19 protein-coding genes are annotated in these 23,354 nt (G+C 70.4%); 9 read left to right on the top strand and 10 right to left on the bottom strand.

Annotated features, from left to right (window positions below):
* Positions 1 to 21: 21 nt before the first annotated feature.
* Together ACIBHX_RS14065 and ACIBHX_RS14070 are read right to left on the bottom strand one after the other, a co-directional pair.
* Positions 22 to 540 carry a GyrI-like domain-containing protein gene (locus ACIBHX_RS14065; protein WP_397067419.1) on the bottom strand — a complete coding sequence of 173 codons (519 nt, stop codon included), beginning with the start codon at positions 538 to 540 and terminating at the stop codon, positions 22 to 24.
* Complete coding sequence (locus ACIBHX_RS14070; protein ID WP_397067421.1) at positions 537 to 1,316, bottom strand: MerR family transcriptional regulator; 780 nt, start codon at positions 1,314 to 1,316, stop codon at positions 537 to 539. Before ACIBHX_RS14070 ends, ACIBHX_RS14065 begins: the two co-directional genes overlap by 4 nt.
* Before the next feature lie 77 nt (positions 1,317 to 1,393).
* On the opposite strand from ACIBHX_RS14070, the gene ACIBHX_RS14075 reads away from it, so the two are divergent.
* From ACIBHX_RS14075 to ACIBHX_RS14095, 5 genes are all read left to right on the top strand, one after another.
* Entirely contained in the window at positions 1,394 to 2,179 is a 786-nt protein-coding gene (locus tag ACIBHX_RS14075) for a MerR family transcriptional regulator (protein ID WP_397067422.1), read from the top strand.
* A gap of 151 nt (positions 2,180 to 2,330) precedes the next feature.
* A complete protein-coding gene (locus ACIBHX_RS14080; RefSeq protein ID WP_397067424.1) occupies positions 2,331 to 2,954 on the top strand; it encodes a PadR family transcriptional regulator in 624 nt (207 codons plus the stop codon).
* A gap of 143 nt (positions 2,955 to 3,097) precedes the next feature.
* The gene (locus ACIBHX_RS14085) at positions 3,098 to 3,952 is read left to right on the top strand and encodes an alpha/beta fold hydrolase (protein ID WP_397067425.1); all 855 of its coding nucleotides are present in this window, start codon (positions 3,098 to 3,100) and stop codon (positions 3,950 to 3,952) included.
* A gap of 21 nt (positions 3,953 to 3,973) precedes the next feature.
* The gene (locus tag ACIBHX_RS14090; protein ID WP_397067426.1) at positions 3,974 to 4,267 is read left to right on the top strand and encodes an ArsR/SmtB family transcription factor; all 294 of its coding nucleotides are present in this window, start codon (positions 3,974 to 3,976) and stop codon (positions 4,265 to 4,267) included.
* Positions 4,264 to 5,043 carry an SRPBCC family protein gene (locus tag ACIBHX_RS14095; protein ID WP_397067428.1) on the top strand — a complete coding sequence of 260 codons (780 nt, stop codon included), beginning with the start codon at positions 4,264 to 4,266 and terminating at the stop codon, positions 5,041 to 5,043. Before ACIBHX_RS14090 ends, ACIBHX_RS14095 begins: the two co-directional genes overlap by 4 nt.
* Before the next feature lie 89 nt (positions 5,044 to 5,132).
* On the opposite strand, the gene ACIBHX_RS14100 is transcribed toward ACIBHX_RS14095, so the two are convergent.
* The 4 genes from ACIBHX_RS14100 to ACIBHX_RS14115 all read right to left on the bottom strand — a co-directional run bounded on the left by ACIBHX_RS14100 (position 5,133) and on the right by ACIBHX_RS14115 (position 9,797).
* Positions 5,133 to 6,122 carry a DUF4037 domain-containing protein gene (locus ACIBHX_RS14100; protein WP_397067430.1) on the bottom strand — a complete coding sequence of 330 codons (990 nt, stop codon included), beginning with the start codon at positions 6,120 to 6,122 and terminating at the stop codon, positions 5,133 to 5,135.
* Positions 6,123 to 6,600: 478 nt separating this feature from the next.
* Positions 6,601 to 7,767 carry a serine hydrolase domain-containing protein gene (locus tag ACIBHX_RS14105; RefSeq protein WP_397067431.1) on the bottom strand — a complete coding sequence of 389 codons (1,167 nt, stop codon included), beginning with the start codon at positions 7,765 to 7,767 and terminating at the stop codon, positions 6,601 to 6,603.
* A 53-nt stretch (positions 7,768 to 7,820) separates the two neighbouring features.
* Positions 7,821 to 8,609, bottom strand: coding sequence for a hypothetical protein (locus ACIBHX_RS14110; RefSeq protein WP_397067433.1), 789 nt, complete (start codon positions 8,607 to 8,609; stop codon positions 7,821 to 7,823).
* Positions 8,610 to 8,651: 42 nt separating this feature from the next.
* Complete coding sequence (locus tag ACIBHX_RS14115) at positions 8,652 to 9,797, bottom strand: serine hydrolase domain-containing protein (RefSeq protein WP_397067435.1); 1,146 nt, start codon at positions 9,795 to 9,797, stop codon at positions 8,652 to 8,654.
* Between the two features lie 131 nt (positions 9,798 to 9,928).
* Between ACIBHX_RS14115 and ACIBHX_RS14120 the strand changes: the two genes are divergently transcribed.
* Entirely contained in the window at positions 9,929 to 13,075 is a 3,147-nt protein-coding gene (locus tag ACIBHX_RS14120; RefSeq protein WP_397067437.1) for a BTAD domain-containing putative transcriptional regulator, read from the top strand.
* Between the two features lie 536 nt (positions 13,076 to 13,611).
* Positions 13,612 to 14,349 (top strand): polyprenol monophosphomannose synthase, encoded by a 738-nt coding sequence (locus ACIBHX_RS14125; protein ID WP_397067439.1) that lies wholly within the window; start codon positions 13,612 to 13,614, stop codon positions 14,347 to 14,349.
* Between the two features lie 76 nt (positions 14,350 to 14,425).
* Here ACIBHX_RS14125 and ACIBHX_RS14130 read toward each other — a convergent pair whose 3' ends face one another.
* Together ACIBHX_RS14130 and ACIBHX_RS14135 are read right to left on the bottom strand one after the other, a co-directional pair.
* The gene (locus ACIBHX_RS14130; RefSeq protein ID WP_397067440.1) at positions 14,426 to 15,094 is read right to left on the bottom strand and encodes a response regulator; all 669 of its coding nucleotides are present in this window, start codon (positions 15,092 to 15,094) and stop codon (positions 14,426 to 14,428) included.
* Positions 15,082 to 15,879 carry a sensor histidine kinase gene (locus tag ACIBHX_RS14135; RefSeq protein ID WP_397067442.1) on the bottom strand — a complete coding sequence of 266 codons (798 nt, stop codon included), beginning with the start codon at positions 15,877 to 15,879 and terminating at the stop codon, positions 15,082 to 15,084. The genes ACIBHX_RS14130 and ACIBHX_RS14135 overlap by 13 nt, the downstream gene beginning before the upstream one ends.
* Between ACIBHX_RS14135 and ACIBHX_RS14140 the strand changes: the two genes are divergently transcribed.
* Both ACIBHX_RS14140 and ACIBHX_RS14145 read left to right on the top strand, forming a co-directional pair.
* Entirely contained in the window at positions 15,869 to 16,180 is a 312-nt protein-coding gene (locus tag ACIBHX_RS14140) for a hypothetical protein (protein ID WP_397067444.1), read from the top strand. The two genes, ACIBHX_RS14135 and ACIBHX_RS14140, sit on opposite strands and share 11 nt — an antisense overlap.
* Positions 16,177 to 18,387 carry an alpha/beta fold hydrolase gene (locus tag ACIBHX_RS14145; protein WP_397067445.1) on the top strand — a complete coding sequence of 737 codons (2,211 nt, stop codon included), beginning with the start codon at positions 16,177 to 16,179 and terminating at the stop codon, positions 18,385 to 18,387. Before ACIBHX_RS14140 ends, ACIBHX_RS14145 begins: the two co-directional genes overlap by 4 nt.
* 15 nt (positions 18,388 to 18,402) lie before the next feature.
* Here the strand turns inward: ACIBHX_RS14145 and purB are convergent, their stop codons facing one another.
* On the bottom strand, positions 18,403 to 19,833 hold the full coding sequence (gene purB, locus ACIBHX_RS14150; RefSeq protein ID WP_397067447.1) for an adenylosuccinate lyase: 1,431 nt from the start codon (positions 19,831 to 19,833) through the stop codon (positions 18,403 to 18,405).
* Between the two features lie 216 nt (positions 19,834 to 20,049).
* Entirely contained in the window at positions 20,050 to 23,301 is a 3,252-nt protein-coding gene (locus tag ACIBHX_RS14155; protein ID WP_397067449.1) for an efflux RND transporter permease subunit, read from the bottom strand.
* Positions 23,302 to 23,354 lie beyond the last annotated feature (53 nt).

Below are 23,354 nucleotides of genomic sequence, written 5' to 3' on the forward strand. Positions count from 1 at the left end.
GTCCCCCGAGCGGTGGAGTTGTCAGGCCACCGCCTCGACGGGCTGGCGCAGCAGGGTGCGCGGGTTGGGGTCGTCGTGGGCGGTCAGGTACACCTCGTGGTGCAGCCCGCTGGGCCGCAGCCCCTGCTCGGCCATGAAGTCGGCCATCACCTTCAGCGAGGCAGGCTCCTCGCTGTAGGGGCCCTCGTGCAGCAGCTCGACGCACCGGCCTTCGGTGAAGGTGACCACCTGTACCCGCTCGACCGGCGCCCCGGAGCCGCGCACGGCCTGCTGGGCGCGCTCGAGCGCCCCGGCTTCCGGTACGGCGGGCAGGGCGAGCAGCAGGTGCCAGCGCCACTGGTCACGGGGCACCTCCAGCGGCGGGCGGGTGGCGTCCTCGGCCCACCAGCGGCCCTGCAGCGGCCCGATGGGCACGCCGAGCGCGCCGGCCACCGTGTACAGCGCCCGGATGGCGGAGACATGTTCGGCGCCGCCGGGTTCGCCCTGGCCGGTGACGTTGAGGCAGGTGACGGTGTCGTGGGTGACGATGGTCGGGTTCATGCGTTCTCCTCCAAGGGGATCAACAGGTGGGTGATGAGTTGGTCGGGTGGTGTGGTGGCGGGGTCTGAGACGTAGACCTCGCGGATGGGCCCGGTGACGGGGTGGCGTCCTGCGCACCAGGCCAGCAGGGCGTGCGCGGTCAGCCCGATCTGGTCGTAGGGGCCCACATGGGTGGCGGCGGCGAACCGCCCGCCGGGCAGCACGTCGGGGCGGGTGCCTGGCACCGGCTGGTCGGTGGTCATGGCGACGGCCACTTCGATGACGGCGTTCAGGTCCAGCGGGAACAGCCCGGTCAGCTGCCCGTACGCCCCGCCGGCCAGCAGGCGCGCCACGCAGGCGGAGGTGGCGCGGGCGATGTCGGACGGGTCGGCGATGCTCTCGCGGGCCACGGCCACGTGCTGGGGCGGCTGGTCGACCAGGCGGACCTCGACACTGGGCAGGCCGCCGGTCATGATGCGCTCCAGCGAGGCCAGGGTGCGCCTGCGCCGGGCCAGCTCGGCCTCCAGCTGGTCGCGCACGCCTTCCAGGACGCCGGCCGTACCTCTCAGGACCTTGTCGATGTCGGGCAGCGGCACGTCGAGCGAGCGCAGCAGGCCGATGGCCATCGCGTCGCGGGCCTGTTCGGGCCGGTAGTAGCGGTAGCCGGTGTCGGGGTCGACGTGGGCGGGCGGCAGCAGGCCGAGCTCGTCGTAGCGGCGCAGCTGCTTGATGCTGAGCCGGCCGAGCCTGGCGAACTGCCCGATCGGCAGCAGGTCCTCGCTCATGGGCTCAAGCATGGTGTCTCCCTCGCCGGGAGAGTCAACGCGGGCCACGGGGTTGCGCCTGACGTAACGTGAGGGTTCATGGTGGAGGCATGAGCATGGCGGTGGGGCAGGTGACGCGGCTCGCCGGGGTGACGGTGCGCACGCTGCACCACTACGACGAGATCGGCCTGCTGTGCCCCAGCGAGCGCACCCGGGCCGGCTACCGGCGTTACACCGATGCGGATCTGCTGCGGCTGCAGCAGGTGCTGCTGTACCGGGAGCTGGGGTTCGGGCTGGAGGAGATCGCGGTCATCCTGGACGATCCGCAGGTCGACGAGATGACGCATCTGCGGCGCCAGCACGAGTTGCTGCGCGGGCGGGCCGAACGGCTGTCGCGGATGATGGCTGCGGTGGAGCGGGCGATGGAGGCGGTCACCTCGGGGGTGGCGTTGACGGCCGAGGAGCGGCTGGAGGTGTTCGGGGAGTTCCGGCCGCAGGACCACCAGGCGGAGATGGAGCGGCGTTGGGGCCACGCCGAGCAGTACGCCCAGTCCCGCCGCCGGACGGCCTCCTACACCAAGGCCGACTGGCTGGAGATCAAAGCCGAGGCCGCCACCATCTCCCAGGACCTGGTGGACGTCCACAAGGCGGGCCTGCCCCCGGCAAGCCGGGAGGCGATGGACGTGGCCGAGCGGCACCGCGCCCACATCTGCCGCTGGTTCTACGACTGCGACTACGACATCCACCGCTGCCTGGGCGAGCTGTATGTGACCGATCCGCGTTTCACCCGCAACTACGACGACCTGGTGCCCGGGCTGGCGGCGTACTTCCGGCTCGCGATCGACGCCAACGCCGCCCACAGGGATCGTCTCCAGGCGGTCTTTCTGGCGCCGTGACGGCGGGCCACCGTCCTCGACTCGCCGCCCGCGCCGGGCGCGGGCCATCGGCCGGAGTACGGCGGGCGGCCGGTGGCGCGGCCTGCCGTACCTTCGACACTTCCCAAAATATACTCGCGTACGTATACTCGTAAGCGAGTAAGGAGGGTGGATGGCGAAGAAACGGCCGGTGGGCAACCTGCTCGCGCTGGCGGTGCTGTCGGCGCTGGCGCAGCGGCCGATGCATCCCTACGAGATGGCCTCGGTGCTGCGCGGGCGCGGCAAGGACGCCGACATGCCGATCAAGTGGGGCTCGCTCTACACCGTGGTGGGCAACCTGGTGCGGCACGGCCTGATCGCCGAGGCCGGCAGCGGGCGCGAGGGCGGCAGGCCCGAGCGCACCATCTACCGCATCACCGATGCGGGCACCGCCGAGATGCGCGACTGGGTTCGGGAGCTGGTGGCCACGCCCGAGCCGGAGCTGCCGCGCTTCAAGGCGGCGCTGTCGGTGCTGGGCGCGCTGCGCCCGGACGAGGTGATCCCGCTGCTCCGTACCCGGCTTGAGGCGTTGCGCGGCCGGCTGGAGGAGCGGCGGCGCGAGCTGGAGCGGCAAGCCGAGCAGCTGCCGCGGCTGTTCCTGGTGGAGGAGGAGTACGAGCTGGCCCTCTGGCAGGCCGAGGCCGACTGGGTGGCGGCCCTGCTCCAGGAGCTGACCGACGGCACCTTCCCCGGCCTGGACGGCTGGGTCGCCTACCACGCCACCGGGCACGTCCCGCCCGAGCTGACCGACCTGTGACAAGGCCCCGGCGGCGGTGCTGCAACACCGCCGCCAGGGCGAACACTCTCGACAACCGAAAACCGCGAACGGGGATCCGGCGTTCAAGGAGTGGCAACCGCAAGGATAGCCGGGCACCCCTTTCGCTCCACGCGAAGGGAACCATGATCGTGACACACCACGTGATCTCCAAGGACGACACCACGATCGGCTACCGCCGGCTCGGCCGCGGGCCCGCGCTGATCATCCTGCACGGCGCCATGTCGGCCGGCCACAGCCACCTGCAGCTGGCCAAGGCGCTGTCGGACCGCTACACCTGCTACCTGCCCGACCGGCGCGGCCGCGGCGCCAGCGGCCCCTCCGGCCTGCGCTACGGCGTCCAGCGCGAAGTGGAGGACCTGTCGGCGCTGATGGAGGCCAGCGGGGCGCGCATGGTGCTGGGGGTCAGCTCGGGCGCCATCATCACGCTCAAGACCGCGCTGGTGCGGCCCGAACTGGACAAGGCCGTCATCTTCGAGCCGCCGCTGTCGGTGAACGGCTCCAACGACCCCGGCTGGCTGCCGCTCTTCGACGCCCGCATCGCCTCAGGCGACATCAGTGGCGCGCTGGTGATGGGCATGAAGCGCACCCAGATGGGCCCGCCGCTGCTCAACGCCATGCCCGAATGGCTGCTGCGGCCCATGACCAACGCGATGATGAAGCGCCAGGACGCCGACTCCCAGCCGGGCGAGCCGACCTTCCGCCAGCTGGCGCCCACCCTGCACAACGACGCGTGGATCGTCCAGGAGACCGCCGACGACCTGGCCGGCTTCGCCGCAGTCGAGGCCGAGGTGCTGCTGCTGGGCGGCAGCAAGAGCCCCGCCTACCTCAAGCAGGCCCTCACCGCGCTGGAAGGGGTCCTGCCGCACGCCTGCCGGGTGGAACTGCCCGGCCTCGGCCACGGCGCCACCGGCCCCACCGACCAGGGCGGAGACCCCGGCGCGGTCGCCAAAGAGCTTCATGCCTTCCTAGGTATATAGCCGTCGGGGTATGTTAGGGGTGTGACATTCGATGTGCTCGCCGAACCGGCACGCCGCAAGATCCTCGATCTGCTCCTGCAGCGGCCCCGCCTGGTCGGCGAGCTCAGCGCCGAACTCGGCCTGACCCAGCCCGGCACCTCCAAGCACCTGCGAGTGCTCCGCGAGGCCGGGCTGGTCACCGTCAGGAAGGACGCCCAGCGCCGCTGGTACGAGCTGCGCCCGCAGCCCCTGGCCGACATCGACGCCTGGCTGGCCCCCTACCGACGGCTGCTCGACTCCCTCGAGCGCCACCTGGACTCCATGGAGGACTCGTGAACGAGCACATCACCACCGAAGCCGGCCGCACCACGCTACGCATGGAACGCCGCCTGGCCCACCCCCCGCACAAAGTGTGGCGGGCACTGACCGACCCCACCGAGTCCCGCCAGTGGTTCCCCGCCGAGATGCACATCACCGGCGACCACGTCAGCTACGGCTTCGGCCCCGACGGCAAGATCCTGGAGCTCGACGAGCCGCGTGTGTTCGCCCACACCTGGGGCCAGGACGTGCTGCGCTGGGAGATCCACCCCGACGGCGACGGCAGCCTGCTCATCTTCACCCACACCTTCACCGACCACTACGGCGCCGCCAGCTTCGCCGCGGGCTGGCACACCTGCATCGCCACCATGGCCGTACGGCTGGACGGCCGCACCCCCGAAGCCGGCGCGGACATGGCACGCCGGCACGAGGACTACATCGCCATCCTCGGCCTGATCTCCGGCACCTACACCGACGGCACCATCCGCCTGGAACGCCAGCTCCCCCGGCACGCCCCGCAGGTCTGGCAGGCCCTGTCCGGCCCCTCGATCAGCCTCGGCTCGCCGCCGCCGCCCGGATTCACCATCCCCGGCGTGACCGGGCCGGTCTCCCGCGTGGAGGAGGCCAAACTGGTGGAGTTCGGCCCCGTCCGCTTCGAACTCACCGAAGGCACCGGCCAGGGCGCCCGCCTGGTCATCACCCACACCGGCGCCACACCCGACCACCTGCCGGCCTGGCGCTCTCACGTCGAAGCATTCAGCGGCCACCTGGCCACCCTCCCACCCGCCTCCTGACGTTTCGACGCACGCCGTGTTGTACGGCGGGCAACCACCCGAGCGCCCGGACGTGTTGCAGGCAGGCCCGCCGGCCCGGGCCCCGGGTGTCAGGCGGCGGCTTGGTGCAGCCCGAGCGCGGCCACCGTGGCCGCCCGGGCACGGTCGGGGTGCGTGAGGAGATCAACCGAGTCCGACACCTGGTCCGCGCACCCCACCAGCGGCAACGCCAGCACCGCCGGATCGTTCACCTCCGCCAGCAGCGCCCGCGCGAACCGCTCCCCGCCGATCACGCGGAACGGCCGCTCGTAGAAGGGCCGCACCTGGACGTCCTGCTCGGCCGCCAGCCCCATCCGGTTCTGCAGCCCGGCCAGCCGCACATACGCCGCAGACAGCCCCTCCTCCCGTTCCCGCCACGACCGGGCCGTCAGCGTCTGCCGCAACGACTCCGCCAGCTCCGCCGACCCCGGCAGCCGGGCCAGCGCGCTCCCCAGCCATTTCCCATACGGCGGATAGCGGCGCCGCAGCAGCAGCGCCAGCCGCATCACCTCCCGCGCCAGCCGCGCACCCTCCACCGCCGACCCGATCTCGTCGCCCACCTCGGCACACCGGCCGGGGAACGGCTCCTCCTGCGAGATGCGCTGCCACTGGCAGGCCAGCACATACCGCCACACGTCACGCGGATACCAGTGCAGCGCCTGCCGTACCTCCTCCAGCTCGCCCAGCCCGTCGTGGAACACCTCGCCGCACGTCACCTCGGCCAGGCTCTGCCATGGCAGCACCAGCCAGTCGACCAGCCCCATCCCCCGACGCGGGTCGAAGCCGAGCCGTTCCTCCAGCCAGGAGCCCAGATCGGTCACCACCACGCCGGGCCCGAGCACGCCGTGGTAGTCGAACACCGTCGGATACCCGCCGAAACGCTCAGGCAACCCCGCCGCCACCCGGGCCCGCACCTCGGCCACCACCTCAGGCGCGACGAACACCAGCACGCGCGGCCCCCAGTCATGATCGGCCGAACGCTGCGTGTCGAAGGCCAGCACCTCCGAGCCGGGCCCGATCAACGCGGCACTGTGCGGCACCCCGGCCAGCAGCGGCGCCACCACTTCTGCATAAAACGCTCGGGAAAGCTCAATTCCCGGCACAAAATCGGACATCACCCTGTCAACTGTGCCTGACCCAAGGTTCCGGCACACCCGAATTATGAACCCCCAGCTCAGAGCCCCTTCGTCCAAGCTTTCGGCCGCCGCCATCGGTTGCTGTCGGTGGTGGTGACTCCTGTCGCGAGCGGGCGCTCCTGGTGGGCGTTTCTGGTGGGCGCTCCTGTACGGCAGGCCGCCGCCACCGGCCGCCCGCCGTCCCCCGGCTGAGGACCCGCGCCCGGCGCGGGCGGCGAGTCGAGGACACTCACCCGCCGTCACGACACCCGGGACCCCGCTCCCACGGCCCCTGTCCCCCGCCGTGCTGCCGGCGCTCTCCAGGTTCGGCATGGCCGGGAAGATGTCCGCCGAGCAGCATGCGGTTCGCGAGCTCATCCGGCCTCGCGCTCGCGAGACCGGATGAGCAGGTGATATCGAGCGGTTACCGGGAACTCGGCGGGCACATCTCGGCCTCCAGCACCTTGGTGAAGATGCTGATCGGGTTGCCCCAGTCGCCGTTGACGTTGGTTACGACCGTGTGCTTGCCGTCCCGGCTGCCCATCGCGTACGTCCAGGAACCGTGGATCATGCCGCCTCCACCCCAGGCCGTCACTCCGCAGGACAGCTTCTGGGAGAAGACGCCGAGCCCGTACCTGGCGTTCGGGACCGGCCACCCCGCGCCCTCGGTCGAGACAGTGGTGAACATCTCCTTCTGCTGCGCGGGCGGCAGAAGGCGGCCACCCAGCAGCGCCCGGTAGAAGGTGTGCAGGTCCCCGGCGGTCGAGACCATGCCGCCGGCCGCCCAGGCCCAGGAGGCGTTCATGTCGGTGACGTCGTAGACCTTGGCGTCGGGCTCGGTAACCCACAGCGTGGAGTACTGCCGTCCGTGCGGTCCGCGCAGCTTCGTTTCGCGGTAACTGGGCACGTAGGTCGCGGTCATGCCCAGCGGGCGAGTGATCCGCCGCGCGACCTCCTCGGCGTACGACCTGCCAGTGACCTTCTCGATGATCATTCCGGCGAGCGCGTAGTTGGTGTTGGAGTAGCCCCAGGCCGTGCCGGGGGCGAAGGCGGGCGGGTTGGCCATGGCGGCCTTCACCATTTCCTCGGGGCGCATGGTGTCGAAGCGGTGCTCGAGGAAGGCGGGCGTGAAGTACTTGGGCACCATGCTCTTGTCCGAGGTGTAGGGGAACACGCCGCTGGTCTGGCTGAGCAGCTGCCGGATGGTGATCTTGCTGCCGTCGTGGCCGTTGCCGCGGACCACGCCGGGCAGCCACTTGTCCACGGTGTCGTCGAGACTCAGCCGGCCTTCGGCCGCGAGCTTCAGCACCACGGTCGAGGTGAACGTCTTGGTGGCGCTGCCGGCGCGGAAGCTGTCCTGCTGGCGGCGCTTGCGTCCAGTCTCGGTGTCGGCCACGCCCGCCGTACCGAACCACACCCCGCCGGTGTCGCGGACCTCAGCGAGGATGCCGGGCATGCCGCCGTCGGTTACGGCCTCGTCAAGCACCCGCTGGACTTCGGCGTGGTCGTCGGCCACCGCCGACGACGCGCTTGCGGTCACGGCCAGTGCGGCGGCGAGCAGGCAGGCGGCAGTGTGGAGGATCTTAGTCATGGGTTGATCGCCCTTCATTCGAGTGGAGTGTTCGTGCAGAGGAAAGGCGCGGGCTAGCGGCCGCTGGTGAGACGGTGGAGCAGGATGTCGCCGTGGGCGAGGTGGGCGTGGAGCTCGACGGTGTTGCCGTCGGCCACCTCGGGGTCGTCGCCCAGGTTGTCGCGGACCCTGCCGAGCGTGGTGTTGGCGTCCAGCAATACGGGGGTGCCGACCGGGATCCCGACGGTGATCGTCCCGGTGCCGACGTCCAGATCGGCGCGCCCGCGCGCCATCGCGCCGACCTTGACGGCGCCTTGTTCGACGGACACGCGCAGGCCGTCGGCGGCCCGGTCCACCGTGACGTTCCCGGCGCCGTTGCCGATCACTGTGGTGTCGGTACTCTCGCCGACCTTGATCTGGCCGTGGGCGGTGGTGAGGGCGGCCGGGCCGCCGGAGGTGGCCACGGAGATGTCGCCGTCGTCGGTGGTCAGGCGCGACTCGCCGGTGCGGTCGAGGTGGATGTGGCCTCGGGAGACGTGGGCCCGCACCGCGCCCAGGCGGCCCTGGCCGTTGAGGAGCCCGTCGTGGATGCTGATGTCGAGCGCCGAGCCGCTGGGCAGCTCGACCGTCACCGCGACGCGGCCGGGCAGGGATCGGATGCTCGAGCGGTCCTTGACCGTCAGGCGGGCGCCTGCGTAGGTGACGCGGGCGCGTTCGGCGGCTGCGACGTCGGTGGCGTCGGCCGGATCGGCCGGCCGTATCTCGACGGTGGTGTCGGTGCGCTGGGTCGCGCTGATGCGGATGTCGGCCGCGGTGAACGAGATGGCGGCGGTGATCGGTTCCGGTGTGTCAAAGGTATTCACTGATGTTCCTCTTTCAGCGGGAGTCGGTGGCGGGCGGCGTGTTTACGCACCGATGGAAATGCCGAACTCCGCTTCGATGACCTTGAACATGGGGTCCCAGGTCTTCCATTCGGTGTTGGTGTGGACGGCGACGGTGTGCCGGCCGTCGGGGGTGCCGACCGCGAAGAACCAGGATCCCCAGAGGCTGCCGCCGATGCCGCGCAGCGTCCGGCCGCCGGTCGCCTGCTTGTCGAACTCGAACAGGCCCAGGCCATAGCGGGTGTGCGGCATCCAGTAGCTGCCCTCGGTGGAGACGGTGGTCCACATCTGCCGGTGCTGGGCGGGCGGCAGCAGGCTGCCGGTGGTCATCGCGTTGAAGAAGCGGATCATGTCCGCCGTGGTGGAGACGACGTTGCCGGCCGCGTAGCCCAGGGAGGAGTTGAGCTCGGTGACGTCCAGGGGCGGCAGGCCGGGCTCCTCCATCAGCGATTCCCAGTTCTCCGGGGTGACCGCTGCCGGGTCGGCGCCGTCCTTGAGGAACTGGTGGGAGTAGCCTCGCGGGTGCGGAGCGGGGTATCCGGTCTCGGTGGTGGGGCGCACCCGGGTGTGGGTCAGGTCGAGGGGCTGGACGACCCGGCGGTCGACCTCGTCGGCGTAGCTGTTACCGGTGATCTTCTCGATGATCGCGCCGGCGATGTAGAAGCCGCCGTTGGCGTACTCGAAACGTTCGCCGGGCGCACCGACCGGCGGCTGGGACACCGCCAGCCGCAGCAGTTCCTCGGTGCTGAAGGTGTCGAAGCGATGCTGGTCGAACCCGGAGCGGGTGGCGTAGCGGTAGCTGACCTCCGGGGCCAGGCCGGTGGCGAACAGGCCGCTGGTGTTGCTGAGCAGGTGCCTGATGGTGATCTTGTCGCCGTCGTAGCCGTTGACGTCCAGCACGCCGGGCAGGTGGGCGTTGACCGTGTCATCGAGGCTGAGGCCGCCCTCGGCCTCCAGGGCCAGGATGGTCGCGGCGGTGAAGGCCTTGCCGCTGCTGCCGGTGTGGAAGTACTCGCCCGGCACGCGCGGGGAACCGGTCTCGATGTCGGCCACGCCGGCGGTGCCGAACCAGGTCCGGTCACCGTCCTTGACCTCGGCGACGATGCCGGGGACGCCGACCTCCGCCACCGACCAGTCGAGCACCTGCTGCACGTTCTCGTTCGCTGCCATCGCACTGCCTTCCGTGTGGTTCTTCCGATGTCCGCAACGATGTCCGGCAGCTCTGACAGGCGGCTTATATCCCGCTTCCAGCCACACCGGCCCGGGCTGTAAGCCAGTGCTTGATCGGTAGCCTGGAACGCATGCGGATTGAGGTGTTGGGGCCGGTTCTGGCGTATGCCGACGATGGCGCGCCGATCGACCTGGGCGGCACCAGGGTGCGTGCGCTGCTGGCCAGGCTGGCACTGGCCGGGGGCGAAGTGGTGTCGGTCGATGCGCTGCTCGACGCGCTGTGGGGCGACCGCGCGTCCGGGGACACCGTCAACGCCTTGCACGCGCTGGTGCATCGGCTGCGCAAGGCCCTGGGCGAGGCCGGGGTGGTGGAGTATGCGGCCGGCGGGTATCGCCTGCACGTACGCGCCGAACAGGTCAACGCGGTCCGCTTCGAGGAGTTGGCGAAGCGAGGCAGCCGCGAACTGGCCGCGGGCGGCGTACAGCGGGCGGCCTCGCTGCTGGACGAGGCGCTGGCGCTGTGGCGGGGAGACGCGTTGGCCGACGTGCGCGACATCCCCTTTGCCGGTACGGCTGGCGCGCGCCTGGACGAACTGCGCGTCGGGGCCACCGAAGACCGCTTCGAGGCGAAGCTACGGCTCGGCCACCACGGCGAGGTCCTGGCCGATGTGGAGGCGGCGGCCGCGGCCCATCCGCTGCGGGAACGGCTGGCCGGGCTGCGGATGCGGGCCTTGCATGCGGCGGGCCGCCAGTCCGATGCGCTGGCCGTGTTCGAGAAGGTCCGCGAAACGCTCGCCGAGGAATTGGGGGTCGACCCCTCCGAGGAGCTGCGTGAGACGCACCTCGCCGTGCTACGGGGCGAACTGGATGTCCCCGAGACGGAGCAGGTTCGGCCGGAGGCGGTGCCAGGGCGGCTGCCGGCCCAGCTGACCAGCTTCGTCGGCAGGCAGGACGAGCTGAGGGTGCTGGCCGGATTACTGGAGACCTCCCGGCTGGTCACCGTCGTGGGGCCAGGAGGAGTGGGCAAAACCCGGCTGGCCGTGCAGGCGACGAGCCGGCATCGGGCCCATCAGCGCGGCCGGGCCTGGCTCGTCTCCCTGGCCGCGGTGAACACGGCCGACGGGCTGGTGGAGGCAGTGCTGGGCACGCTCAGCCTCGCCGAAGCTCAGCCGGTCGGCACGCCACTGGAGCGGGTGGTCAACCTGCTCGCCGGTGGTGAAGGCGTGCTGGTACTGGACAACTGCGAACAGATCTCCGGCACCGTCACGGAGTTCGCCGGGCACCTGCTGGAGCGCCAGCCGGACCTGACCATCCTGGCCACGAGCCGGGAACCGCTGGAAGTCATGGGTGAGGCGCTGTGCCGCCTGGGACCGCTCGGCCTTCCCCCGGCGGGCTCGAATCCCGATCGTGCCTCCGCATCGGCCGCGGTGCGGTTGTTCCTCGACCGGGCGGCAGCCGTACGACCCGGCTTCGCGCTGGACGCGTCGACCGCGGGGCCGGTCGTGGACATCGTGCGCCGGCTGGACGGACTGCCGCTGGCCCTGGAGCTGGCCGCGGCACGACTGCGGACCATGAGCGCCGACCAGGTCGCCCGGCGGCTGGATGACCGCTTCCGGCTGCTCAGCACCGGCAACCGGAGCGCCCAGCCACGCCAGCAGACGCTGCATGCGGTCATCGAGTGGAGCTGGGATCTCCTCACCGATCAAGAACGTACGCTAGCCCGCCGAATGTCGATATTTTCGTCGAAAACCGGCATTGCGGCGATCGAGGCGGTCTGTGGAGATGAGACGCTCCCCGCAGACGAGGTCATCTATCTGCTGGACTCCCTGGTCGACAAGTCCATCGTGGAGCAGTCCGACGACGCGTACCGGATGCTGGAGACCATCCGGACCTACGCGGCGGACAAGCTCCGGCTCGCGGGGGAAGCCGAGGCCGTCCTGCGCGGGCTCACCCGGCACTTCGCCGAAGTGGCCGATGAGCACGAGCCGCTGCTGCGCTCGGACAAGCAGGCGGCGTCGCTGCGGCTGTTCCATGCCGAGTACGACAACCTGATGTTCGCCCTGCAAACGGCCATCGACGGCGGCGACGCCGAGACCGCGGCCCGGATTCTCGGACCGCTGTACTGGTACTGGGTCATGCTCCGCTATGACGCTCGGGCCGACGCCTACGTCGCCAAGGTCGCCGAGTTCGGCGACGCGCTGCCCGCGGACGCCCGGGCCGCGTTCACCGCGATCCACCTGGTGGGCGTCGAGGGCGTGCCGATCACCGACCCCGAGTGGCTGCGCGCGCTCATCGACGACTGCGCGCGCACGGGCGCGCTGCGCCGCTATCCGATGCTGCTGACGATAGTGCTGGTGATGGCGGTGACACTCGGGCTGGATGGGCTGCTCGATCAGGAGATCGCCCGGGTGCGCGGCGGCCCGGACCGCTGGGCGATCGCCTGCACCTTCATGATCGAAGCCATGCGGCATCGCGAACGGGGCGACAGGGAAGGCTCCGCGACCGCGATGGCGGCGGCGCTGCACGCGTTCGAGGAGGTGGGCGATCGGTGGTGGACGGCGAAGGCGTTGTACGGCCTGGCGCAGATCCACGCCATCGCCGGCGACCACGACCAGGCGATCACCGCCTACGAGCACAGCCTCGCGATCGCCACCGACCTCGGCTCGCAAGATGAGGTCTCCACCCGGCTCGGTCTCGCCACCGAGCGCATGCGCGCCGGCGACCTGACCGGCGCCAGGCACGACATCGCAACCGCCGAACGAGGGGCCAGGCGGCGTGGCCAGCCGGTGCTGGAGATCGAAGTGCTCAACGCCTCGGCTGAGCTGTACCGCCGCAGCGGAGAGGTCGAACGCGCCGATCAAGAGCTCGATCGGATGGAGACGCTCGCCCGCGAGTTGCCCCTGTCGGCCGGGATCACCGCCGATCGGGTGCTCCCTGCTCGGATGGCCAACCTTCTCGCCGCCGGGGACGCTGTACGCGCCCGCGAACTGCTGCCCCGCGCCATCCAAGCAGCGCAGAAGAACATGGACGCCCCATCGGCCGCTCAGCTCCTGGCCAGGCTGCTGTTCCTGGAGGGTGACCCGGCCAGCGCGGCCACCGCGCTCGGCTTGAGCCAGGCCATCCGCGGCGCCTTCGACGACGGCGACACCGAACTGCGCCGCCTCGCGGAGGTGCTCGCGGAACTGCTCGGCCGTACCGACTACGACACCGCCTACCAGCGAGGCGCCGACATGACACCGCACGAGGCCACCGACCGCCTGACACAGCTGCGGGTATGAGTCCCAGAGTGGCAGACGTAGCCGGCGGTGCTGTTGAGGCATTCGGGCCGATTAATCGCACATCGCACAGATGAGCGCGGCGAGGGCGTCGCACTTCGCGTCCTCGCCCGCGGCCGACGATCTGCTCGAACCCGGCCGCCAAGGAACTCTTGATCCCCATCGCGTAGTACTCGGTCGTCCAGGTGATCACCGCGTTGGTCAGGATCGTGAGGCACCAGGCCTGTTCGGTCTGATCCTGCAGGGTGTGAGCGGACGATCGCGCCTTGCTGGGCCCAGTGCAGATCGCGACGCGGCGTCAGGACCTTGCCGACCAGGTCGAACACGCCGAAGTTGAGCAGCGTGGCGCCGTGAGTATGGGCCGCGGGACGGGGGTTCCGGGGGCCGTGGCGGTGGGGCAGGGGGTGCTGGAGGAGCGTCTCCCTGGAGGCGCCCGCCACGGGCGGCAGGTGGCGGTGGGGTGGCTTGCCGTACAAGCGCGAGTGAGCAGGAGGTGAGGCCAGCGGCTGAAGGGAGAAGTGGGCGCTAAAGTGGCGCTGATGCCGACGAGCCAGGAACCCCCGCCCACGGTCACCGTGGTGATCCCGACCTACAACGAGGCCGGCAACCTGCCGCTGATAGCCGAGCAGTTGCTGGCGTTGCCGGTCGAGGGGTTACGGCTGCTCGTGGTCGACGACAACTCCCCCGACGGCACCGGCAAGATCGCCGACGAACTGGCAGAAACGCACCCGGGCCGGGTCGAGGTCGTGCACCGGCCGGGACGCCAGGGTATCGGCCGCGCCTACGTCGAGGGGCTGACCACGGCACTGGCTCACGGCGCCGACTACGTGGTCCAGATGGACGCCGACCTGTCCCACCCGGTCGAGGCCGTACCCCGGCTGCTGGGCACGGCCGAGGCCACCGGCGCGGCCTGCGTGATAGGCAGCCGCTACGTGCCCGGCGGGACACTGGCGGCCGAATGGAGCTGGCACCGGCGGGCGCTGTCGGCCTGGGCGGGCTTCTACGTGCGGGCGATCCTGCGGATGCGGCTGCGGGACGTGACGGCCGGCTTCAAGATCTGGCGCGCCACCTGTCTGGCCGAGCTCGACCTGGCAGACATCTCCTCCGGCGGCTACAGCTTCCAGGTCGAGATGCACTACCGCGCCACCAAAGCCGGGATGACGATCGTGGAAATCCCCATCCACTTCTCCGACCGCCACGCAGGCGCGTCCAAGATGAGCCTGCGGGTCCAGCTGGAATCCGCCCTGATGCCCTGGCGCCTGCTCTTCAAACGCTGACCCGGTACGGCAAGCCCCGCACGCCGTACACGGAGTTCGCCAGGAACGAGACGCGGTGACAAGCCCCACCGGCTTGCTAGGGCGGATCCGGAGAGGCGGGGGCAGCCTGGAGGTAGGCGAGGACGGCCATGACGCGGCGGTTGTGGTCGTCGGAAGGCGGCAGGCCGAGCTTGGCGAAGATGTTGTTGGTGTGCTTGCCGATCGCCTTGTCCGTGACCCCGAAGCGGGCCGCTATCGCCAGGTTGGACAGGCCCTCCGCCATCAGGGCGAGGACCTCGCGCTCCCTGGTGGTCAGCTCCGCCAGGGGTTCGTCCCTCGACCGACGGGTCAGGAGCTGTGAGATCACCTCCGCGTCCATGGCGGTGCCGCCGCCGGCGACCCGGCGCACCGACTCGACGAATTCCGCCACGTCGCCGATGCGGTCCTTCAGGAGGTACCCGATGCCGCCCGACCGGTCCGACAGGAGCTCGCGGGCATAGAGCTGCTCGACGTACTGCGACAGGATCAGCACCGGGAGCCCCGGCCGGCGCCGCCGGGCCTCCAGCGCGGTGCGCAGGCCCTCATCGGTGAAGGTGGGCGGCAGTCGCACGTCGATGACGGCCACGTCGGGCGTTTGCTCCATCAGGGCGGTCAGGAGCATGGGGCCGTTGTCCACCGCCTCGACCACCTCGAAGCCGTGCGCCGACAGCAGCCGGATCAGGCCGTCGCGAAGCAGGGCGAGATCCTCGGCGATCACAACGCGCACGCCAGCTCCATGGTGAGAATGGTCGGACCGCCCGGCGGGCTCTGCACGGTCAGCCTGCCGTCGAAAGCGGACAGGCGTTCTGCGATCCCGCGCAGGCCGCTGCCCGCCGCTGTATCCGCGCCGCCGTGCCCGTCGTCGCCGACGACCAGGCGGAGGCCGTCGCCGGTGTGGCGCAGCCGTACCCATGCCCGGGTGGCCTGGCTGTGCTTGGTGACGTTGGACATGGCCTCGGCGGCGGCGAAGTAGAGCGCGGACTCGACCGGCGGCTCGGGGCGGCCGGTCAGGACGAGGTCGGTGGCGACCGGGATGGGGCAGAGCAGGGCGGCCGCTTCGATCGCGCCCGCCAGGCCGCGGTCGGCGAGCACGGGCGGGTGGATGCCGCGCACCAGATCGCGCAGGTCGGTGAGGGCCTGCCCGGCCGACTCCCATGCCTCCTCGATCAGCTCGCGGGCCTGCTCAGGGTCGTTGGCGCTCCTGGCCAGGCCGAGGTTCATCCGTACCGAGATGAGCCTGGCCTGGGCGCCGTCGTGCAGGTCGCGCTCGATCCGGCGCAGCTCGGCCGCCCGCGCGTCCACGGCGGCAGCCCTGGAGGCGGTCAGCTCCCGCACCCGCTGGGCCAGCGAGCCACCACCGCCGAGCAGCAGTTCGGCGAGCCGAGCCTCGGCCAGTCCCATGAGCGCGGCGATGACCAGAGCGAGAGCCGAGAGGGTGAGCAGCGCCAGGCTGAGCGTGAAGGTCACGCTCGGGCTGTTCACCGCGGGCTGCAGGGAGAAGATGACACCCACGGTGTTCACCATGGCGGCCACCGCCATCAGCAGAGCCGGGCCGACGACGGCGTTGATCGCCAGCCAGACCGGCACGCGCAGGCCGGGCTCACGGGCGGGGATGGCGACGGTCCTGCAGGCCAACGGGGGCGTCGTGCGGACGGAGGACGGGCTGGCGGTGACCGGGCTCGAGGCCGAGCGCATCGGGGAGCTGGCCTTCGCCCACGGCATCGCGCTGTACGAGCTCACGCCGCGCGAGGCCTCCCTGGAGGAGGCGTTCATGGAGCTGACCGACGACAGCAGGGAGTACGTGGCCCGATGAAGGACGCGATCGCGGCGGAGTGGCTGAAGTTCAGAACGCTACGCTCCAACCTCTACCTGCTGATCTCCGCGCTGGTCGCGGTGGGCCTCAGCGCGGGCGTGGCCTTCCTGGTCGCGCGCGGTTTCGACGCCCAGCAGGGCGCGGACCTGAGGCGCTTCGACAGCCTGGGCGACGGGCTGGGCACCGGGCTTCCCTTCGCCCACCTCGTGGTGGGCGCGCTCGGCGCGCTTTCCATCACCACCGAGTACGGCACCGGCCACATCAGCACGAGCCTGACGGCCGTCCCGGCTCGGCAGACCTTTCTCCTCGCGAAGATCCCGGTCCTGGTGGCCGTGAGCCTGGTCGCGGGGCAGGTGCTGGTCTTCGGCATGTACGCCGCCACCATGGCGGTCCTTGGCACCAGAGCGGACACGGTACTGCTGGACGGGGAGACGCTCGCTGCCTCCCTGTCCGAGCCGGGCGTCCTGGCGGGGCTGCTGATCACCGGCGCCTCGATGCCATTGGTCGCGCTCATCGGGCTGGGACTCGGCACGGCGATCCGTTCCACGGCGGGCACGCTGGTCGCGCTGATCGTCTTGCTGCTGATCCTGCCCGTCGCCGCGCAGACCCTGCCGCGCCCGCTCGGCTACCAGATCGGCGCGCACCTCATCGGGGCGCTGCCCGGCCAGATCGCCGCTGACGGCCTGCTCACCCCGATCGCCGCGGGCGCATTGCTGGCCGCCTACACCGTCGCCGCCCTGGCCGCCGCAGCGGCCGCCATCGCGTTGCGCGGACACCGCCTCCGGCCGCTGCTCGCCGGTTCGGCCGCCACCATCCTCCTGGTGGCCGCCGCGCCAGTATCCGCCGCCGCCACTCCCGACTCCACATTGACGTGGAAACTCTGCGACAAGATGCTCTGCAGTGAGATCCGCGTCCCCGTCGACTGGGCCGAACCCCAGGGCCGCACGATCATGCTCCCCCTCGCGATGCTGCCCCACACCGGCAGGCGCCACCGCATCGGCGTGCTGTTCTCCATCCCCGGCGGGCCCGGCGGGTCCGGAGTGCAGGACCTCAAGATGCACGCGGGCAGCTTCGGCCAGATCCGGGACCGCTTCGACGTCGTCAGCCTCCTGCCGCGCAACGGCCTCGAGCTGGGCGTCCTCGACCAGGACTGCCTCAGCACCGGCCCGTGGATCACCACGCCGGACAACGAACGCGAGTGGGCCGCGCTGGCCCGCACGAACCGGGCGGCCGCAGAACGCTGTCGCGCCGCCGACCCTGAGCTGTTCGGTCACCTCGACTCCGCCTCGTTCGCACGCGACATCGACGCGATCCGTTCGGCGATGGGCGAGCGGCAGTTCACCTTCATGGCCACCTCCTACGGCGGCGTTCCCGGGCTCGCCTATGCCAGGCTCTTCCCCAGCCGGGTACGAGCGATGTACCTGGACGGGGCAGTCAACACACTCCGAGACGAGAGCGAGCAGGAGCGAGCGCGATACGCCCTCATGGAGGCGCAGTTCACCCGCTTCTCCCAGTGGTGCTCGAACGACTCCGCCTGCGCGCTGCATGGACGCGACGTCGCCACGGCCTGGAACGAACTCCTCTCCACCGCCAACCGCTCCCCCGTACCCGCCGAGAAGGGGGTCGCGTACAGCGGCTTCGACATCGCAGTGGCCGCCATGCCCCACCTCGTGTCGCCCGGCGCGGACAACGCCCGGTGGAAGGAACTGGCCCAGGCGATCAGGCGGGCCGAAAAGGGGGACGCCACCGGATTCTCCGACTACGTCAAGGCGGGAACGCTGGGCAGCCTGAAGCCGCCCTCGTTCGTCGGGATGAACATGACGCATTGCCTGGACGGAATGCGCTATCGCGACTACGCGGAGTACCGTCGCCTGCGAGCCCTGGGCGACCGGATCGCGCCGCACCTGTCCGGCACCGAGCTGTGGCACCCGGTGGGCTGCGTGGGCTGGCCGGAACCGGTCCGCAAACTTACCGCTCCTCTTCCCGTGGACCAGTTGCCGCCGTTCGTCGGCGCGGGAACGTGGACGGACTATGCGGACACCGCCGACCTCGCCCTCCGGGTGCCGGGATCGGGCACGATCCGCTTCGAGGGGCAGGGGCACGGGCTGTACCACACGGGTGACCCGTGCACGATCGCGCACGCCAACCGGTACTTCATCAACCTCCGCGTCCCGCCCAGGAACACCGTCTGTCACGCGGAAAGTTGACGCGGATCGCCTCCTCTACAGGATGGCGCCGGGGCGGTAGGCGGCCGCCTCCGGGTAGGCCGCCACGACCTGACCCACCTGCTGCGACACGGCCTCCACCTGGTCGGCGGCCGCGCCCGTGAACGACACCCGGTCGGCCAGCAGCTCATCCAGCCGCGCCCGGTCCAGCGGGAAACGCTCGTCGGCCGCCAGCAGCTCCAGCAGCCGGTTGCCGACACCGCTGGCGCGCATCGCCAGCGCCGCCGCGACAGCGTGCTCCTTGATCAGCTCGTGCGCCTGCTCGCGCCCCATCCCGGCCCGCACCGCGGCCATCAGCATCTTCGTCGTGGCCAGGAACGGCAGATACCGATCCAGCTCCGCCGAGATCACCGCAGGGAACGCGCCGAACTCGTCCAGCACCGTCAGCATCGTCTCCACCAGCCCGTCGAAGGCGAAGAACGCATCCGGCAACGCCACCCGCCGCACCACCGAGCACGACACGTCGCCCTCGTTCCACTGGTCGCCGGCCAGCTCCCCCACCATCGAGGCGTAACCCCGCAACACCACCGTCAGGCCGTTGACCCGCTCGCAGGAACGGGTGTTCATCTTGTGCGGCATTGCCGACGAACCGACCTGCCCCTCCTTGAACCCCTCGGTGACCAGCTCATGCCCGGCCATCAGCCGGATCGTCTTGGCCAGCGACGACGGCGCGGCCGCCAGCTGCACCAGCGCCGTCACCACCTCGAAGTCCAGCGAACGCGGATACACCTGACCCACGCTCACCAACCGCCGGGAAAACCCCAGATGCCCCGACACGCGCTCCTCCAGCGCGGCCAGCTTGGCCCGGTCGCCGCCCAGCAGGTCCAGCATGTCCTGCGCCGTGCCCACCGGCCCCTTGATCCCGCGCAGCGGATAACGCCCGACCAGCTCCTCCAGCCGCTGGAAGGCCACCAGCAGCTCATCGGCCGCCGTCGCGAACCGCTTGCCGAGCGTGGTCGCCTGCGCCGCGACATTGTGCGAACGGCCGGCCACCACGGTCGCCTCGTGCTGCTCGGCCAGGCTGGCCAGCCGTGCCAGCAGCGCCACCACCCGGTCGCGCACCAGTAGCAGGCTGTCGCGGATCTGCAGCTGCTCCACGTTCTCGGTCAGGTCGCGCGAGGTCATGCCCTTGTGCACCTGCTCGTGCCCGGCCAGCGCGTTGAACTCCTCGATCCGCGCCTTCACATCGTGCCGGGTCACCCGCTCCCGCTCGGCGATCGAGGCCAGATCGACCTGCTCGACCACCTTGTCGTACGCGGCGATCGCCCCCTCGGGCACCGCCACCCCCAGCTCGGCCTGCGCCCGCAGCACCGCCAGCCACAGCCGGCGCTCGGCCACCACCTTGTACTCGGGCGACCACAGGCGAGCCAGCTCCGGCGAGGCGTACCGGGCGGCCAGGACATCAGGGATATGCGGCTTCAACGTCACATCGCCCCAGTGTATTAGCGACCCCCACCCCACCACGCACCCGGTCCGGCCGGCATGCGGCACAACGGAGCACGGGACCCAACCCCACAAGATCCCGTGCTCCGTCGCGGCGGGCCACCGGCATCGACTCGCCAGCAGCGCCGGTCACAGGCCCGCAACCGCAGTACGGCGGGCGGCCGCAAGGGCTGCCCGCCGTACAAGCCCTCTACAAGAAGATCAACCCGTCGGCGTGAGAGTGCGCGCCTCGTGCTTGGGCTCGGCAGGCGTACGGCGCAGCCGCTCCTTGGCCCGCTCGACCATCGTGTACAGCGTCGGCACCAGCACCAGCGTCAGCAGCGTCGACGAGATCAACCCGCCGATCACCACGATCGCCAGCGGCTGCGAGATGAACCCGCCCTTGCCCGTGATGCCCAGCGCCATCGGCGTCAGCGCGCAGATCGTGGCCACCGCCGTCATCAGGATCGGCCGCAACCTGCGCCGCCCACCCTCGATGACCGCCTCGACCACGCCCATGCCCTGCTCCCGATACTGGTTGATCAGGTCGATCAGCACGATCGCGTTGGTCACCACGATCCCGATCAGCATCAGCATGCCGATCAGCGCCGGCACGCCCATGGCCGTATCGGTCGCCACCAGCAAGCCCACCGCGCCGGTCGCCGCGAACGGGATCGACACCAGCAGGATCAGCGGCTGCACGAACGACCGGAACGTCGCCACCATGATCATGAACACGATCGCGATCGCCGCCAGCATCGCCAGCCCCAGATCGGAGAACGCCTTCTGCTGGTCGGCCGACGCGCCGCCCATCTCATACGACACGCCCGTGGCGTCCAGCTTCTTCTTCAGCTCCTGCGTCACCGCGCCCAGGTCGCTGCCGGTCGTCTTCGCCGACACCGTCGCAGAACGGTCACCATCGATCCTTGTCACCTGCGTCGGACCCGCCACCTGCTTGACCGTGGCCACCGACGACAGCTTCACCAGCCCGCCCGCGGTCGGCAGCTTCAGCTTCTCCACCGCCTTGACGTCCGACGGCGCGTCACCACCGCGCAGCACCAGGTCCGAAGCGCGCCCGTCCAGCGTGATCTGGCCCAGCGGCGCACCCCTGAACGCCTGCGCCACCGCCTGGCCGACCTGCGCCTCCGACACGCCCTTGGCCGCGGCCTTCTCCCGATCGACCTGCACCTCGATCCGCGGCGCACTCGCCTCCAGATCGGACGACACATCCCGCAACCCCGACACCTGCGTCATCGCGGTCTTCACCGTGTCGGCCGCCGTGTTGAGCGCCGCGCTGTCAGCGCCACGCACGACCACCTGGATCGAGTCGGAGGAGAGGCCGCCGGCTTCGGCGCCGCCGACCTTCACCTCGCCCACTCCCGGCAAGCCCGCCAGCCTGTCGCGCAGCGTCTGCTCCAGCTTCGGCGTGTCCAGGCCGTCCTTGACGGTCACGTTGTAGGAGGCCCGGTCGGCGCCGCCGCCCACGCCGCCCCGCATCTGGTTACCGCCGCCCACGTTGACCTGGTAGCTCTCCACGCCGTCAACCTGCGACAGCACCGACTCGACCTTCTTGGCCGCCGCGTCCGTCGTGGCCAGATCCGTGCCCACCGGCATCTTCTGACTGATCGAGATCGTGTTCTGCCCCGAAGAATCCAGGAAGTTGGTCTGCAACCGGCCCGCCAACCCCATCGTGCCGACGAACACGGCCAACCCGATCAGCACCGTCACCAGCTTGAACCGCGTCGCGAACCGCAACACCGGCAGATACGCACGCTGCAACGGGCTGCGCAGCTCGCGCGCCTCGGCCGCCTCACGCTGCACCCGCGCCTGCTCGGGAGTCAGCTTCGGCGCCTTCAGGAACCAGTACGCCATCACCGGCACCACCGTCAGCGACACCAGCAGCGAAGCCAGCAACGCCACCGACACCGTGATCGCGAACGGGCCGAACAACTCGCCCACCATGCCGCCCACCACCGCGATCGGCGCGAACACCGCCACGGTCGTCAGCGTCGAAGCCGTCACCGCGCCCGACACCTCACGCACCGCCGCCAGGATCGCCGACAGCTTGGGCTCGCCGTACCCGAGATGGCGTTTGATGTTCTCCAACACCACGATCGAGTCGTCGACCACCCGGCCCACCGCGATCGTCAGCGCGCCCAGCGTCAGCATGTTCAGCGAATAGTCGCCCGCCCACAGCGCGATCAGCGCGATCACCACCGACAGCGGGATCGACACCGCCGTCACCAGCGTCGACCGCACCGACAGCAGGAACACCAGGATCACGAGCACCGCGAACGCCAGCCCGAGCAGGCCCTCGGTGGTCAGCGACTCGATCGACTGGGTCACATACGGCGCCTGATCGAACACCACCGCCACCGCCGTGTCGGAGGAGTCGCCCAGCGACTTGGTCAGCTCCGGCAGTTTGTCACGCACCGTATCCGAGATCGACACCGCGTTCCCGTCGGGCGTCATCGTGACCGACACACCCAGGCTCGTCTTGCCGTCCGTCCTGGTGATGGTCGTGGCGTCGGCCAGACCCTGCTTGATCTCGGCGACATCACCCAGCTTGACCGGCTTGAGCGGCTTCGGCTGCTGCACCGGCACCTGCTGCTGCGACTGCGGCCGGCCCGCCTGAGGCTGACCGGTCTGCGGCCGGCCCTGAGCGGTCTGCTGCTGAGCCTGCTGCGGTACGGCCTGCGGCTGTGCCGGCGTCAGGTACAGATCCTTCAGCTCCGCCAGCGAATCCACCCGCGAACCGACCTGCACCGTCAGCGACTTGTTGTCCGCCGTCAGCGTCCCCGCCGGGATAGGCGTCCCGTTGGCCTTCAACACGTCGGGAATCTGCGCCGCCGAAACCCCGTGCGACGCCATCTTCTTGGCATCCGGCGTGATCGTCACGACCTCGTCACGGGTGCCGGTGACCTGCGCCTCCCGCACCCCCTCGATGCCCTGCAGCTCCGGCACCATGACCTTGCGCAGCTTGTCGGCCATCGCCCGCTCGTCGCCGCCGTCGCCCACCGCCAGCACCATCACCGGGATGTCGTCGGTGTTACCGGCCACCACCTGCGGATCGACACCGTTGGGCAGCTGCGTCTGGATCCGGCTCACCGCCTGCTGCATCTTGCTGACCGACGCCTCGATGTCGGTGCCGAACGCGAAGGCGACCTGGACCTGAGCCATGCCCTCCTTCGACACCGAGGTGATCTTCTCCAGGCCGGGGATGCCCTGGAAGGAATCCTCGATCGGCTTGGTCACCTGATCCTCGACGATCTCCGGCGACGCCCCCGCGTACGGGGCCACCACGAACGCGCCAGGGAACGAGAGCGAGGGCAGCAACTGCTGCTTGAGCTGTGGAATCGCGAAAGCGCCGAACGCGCTGAGCACCAACGCCAGCAAGATCACAAGGCTGCGGTTGGCAAGACTCAACCTGGCGAGAGCGGTCATCGGGGGTCCCTTCAAGAGTTCGCCCCACATTAACACTTCGCCTTAGACAAATATTTAGCGAGCCTTGGCTTTCCTGATAACCT

It is taken from the genome of Nonomuraea sp. NPDC050536 (genome assembly GCF_044457685.1).
GTDB lineage: Bacteria > Actinomycetota > Actinomycetes > Streptosporangiales > Streptosporangiaceae > Nonomuraea.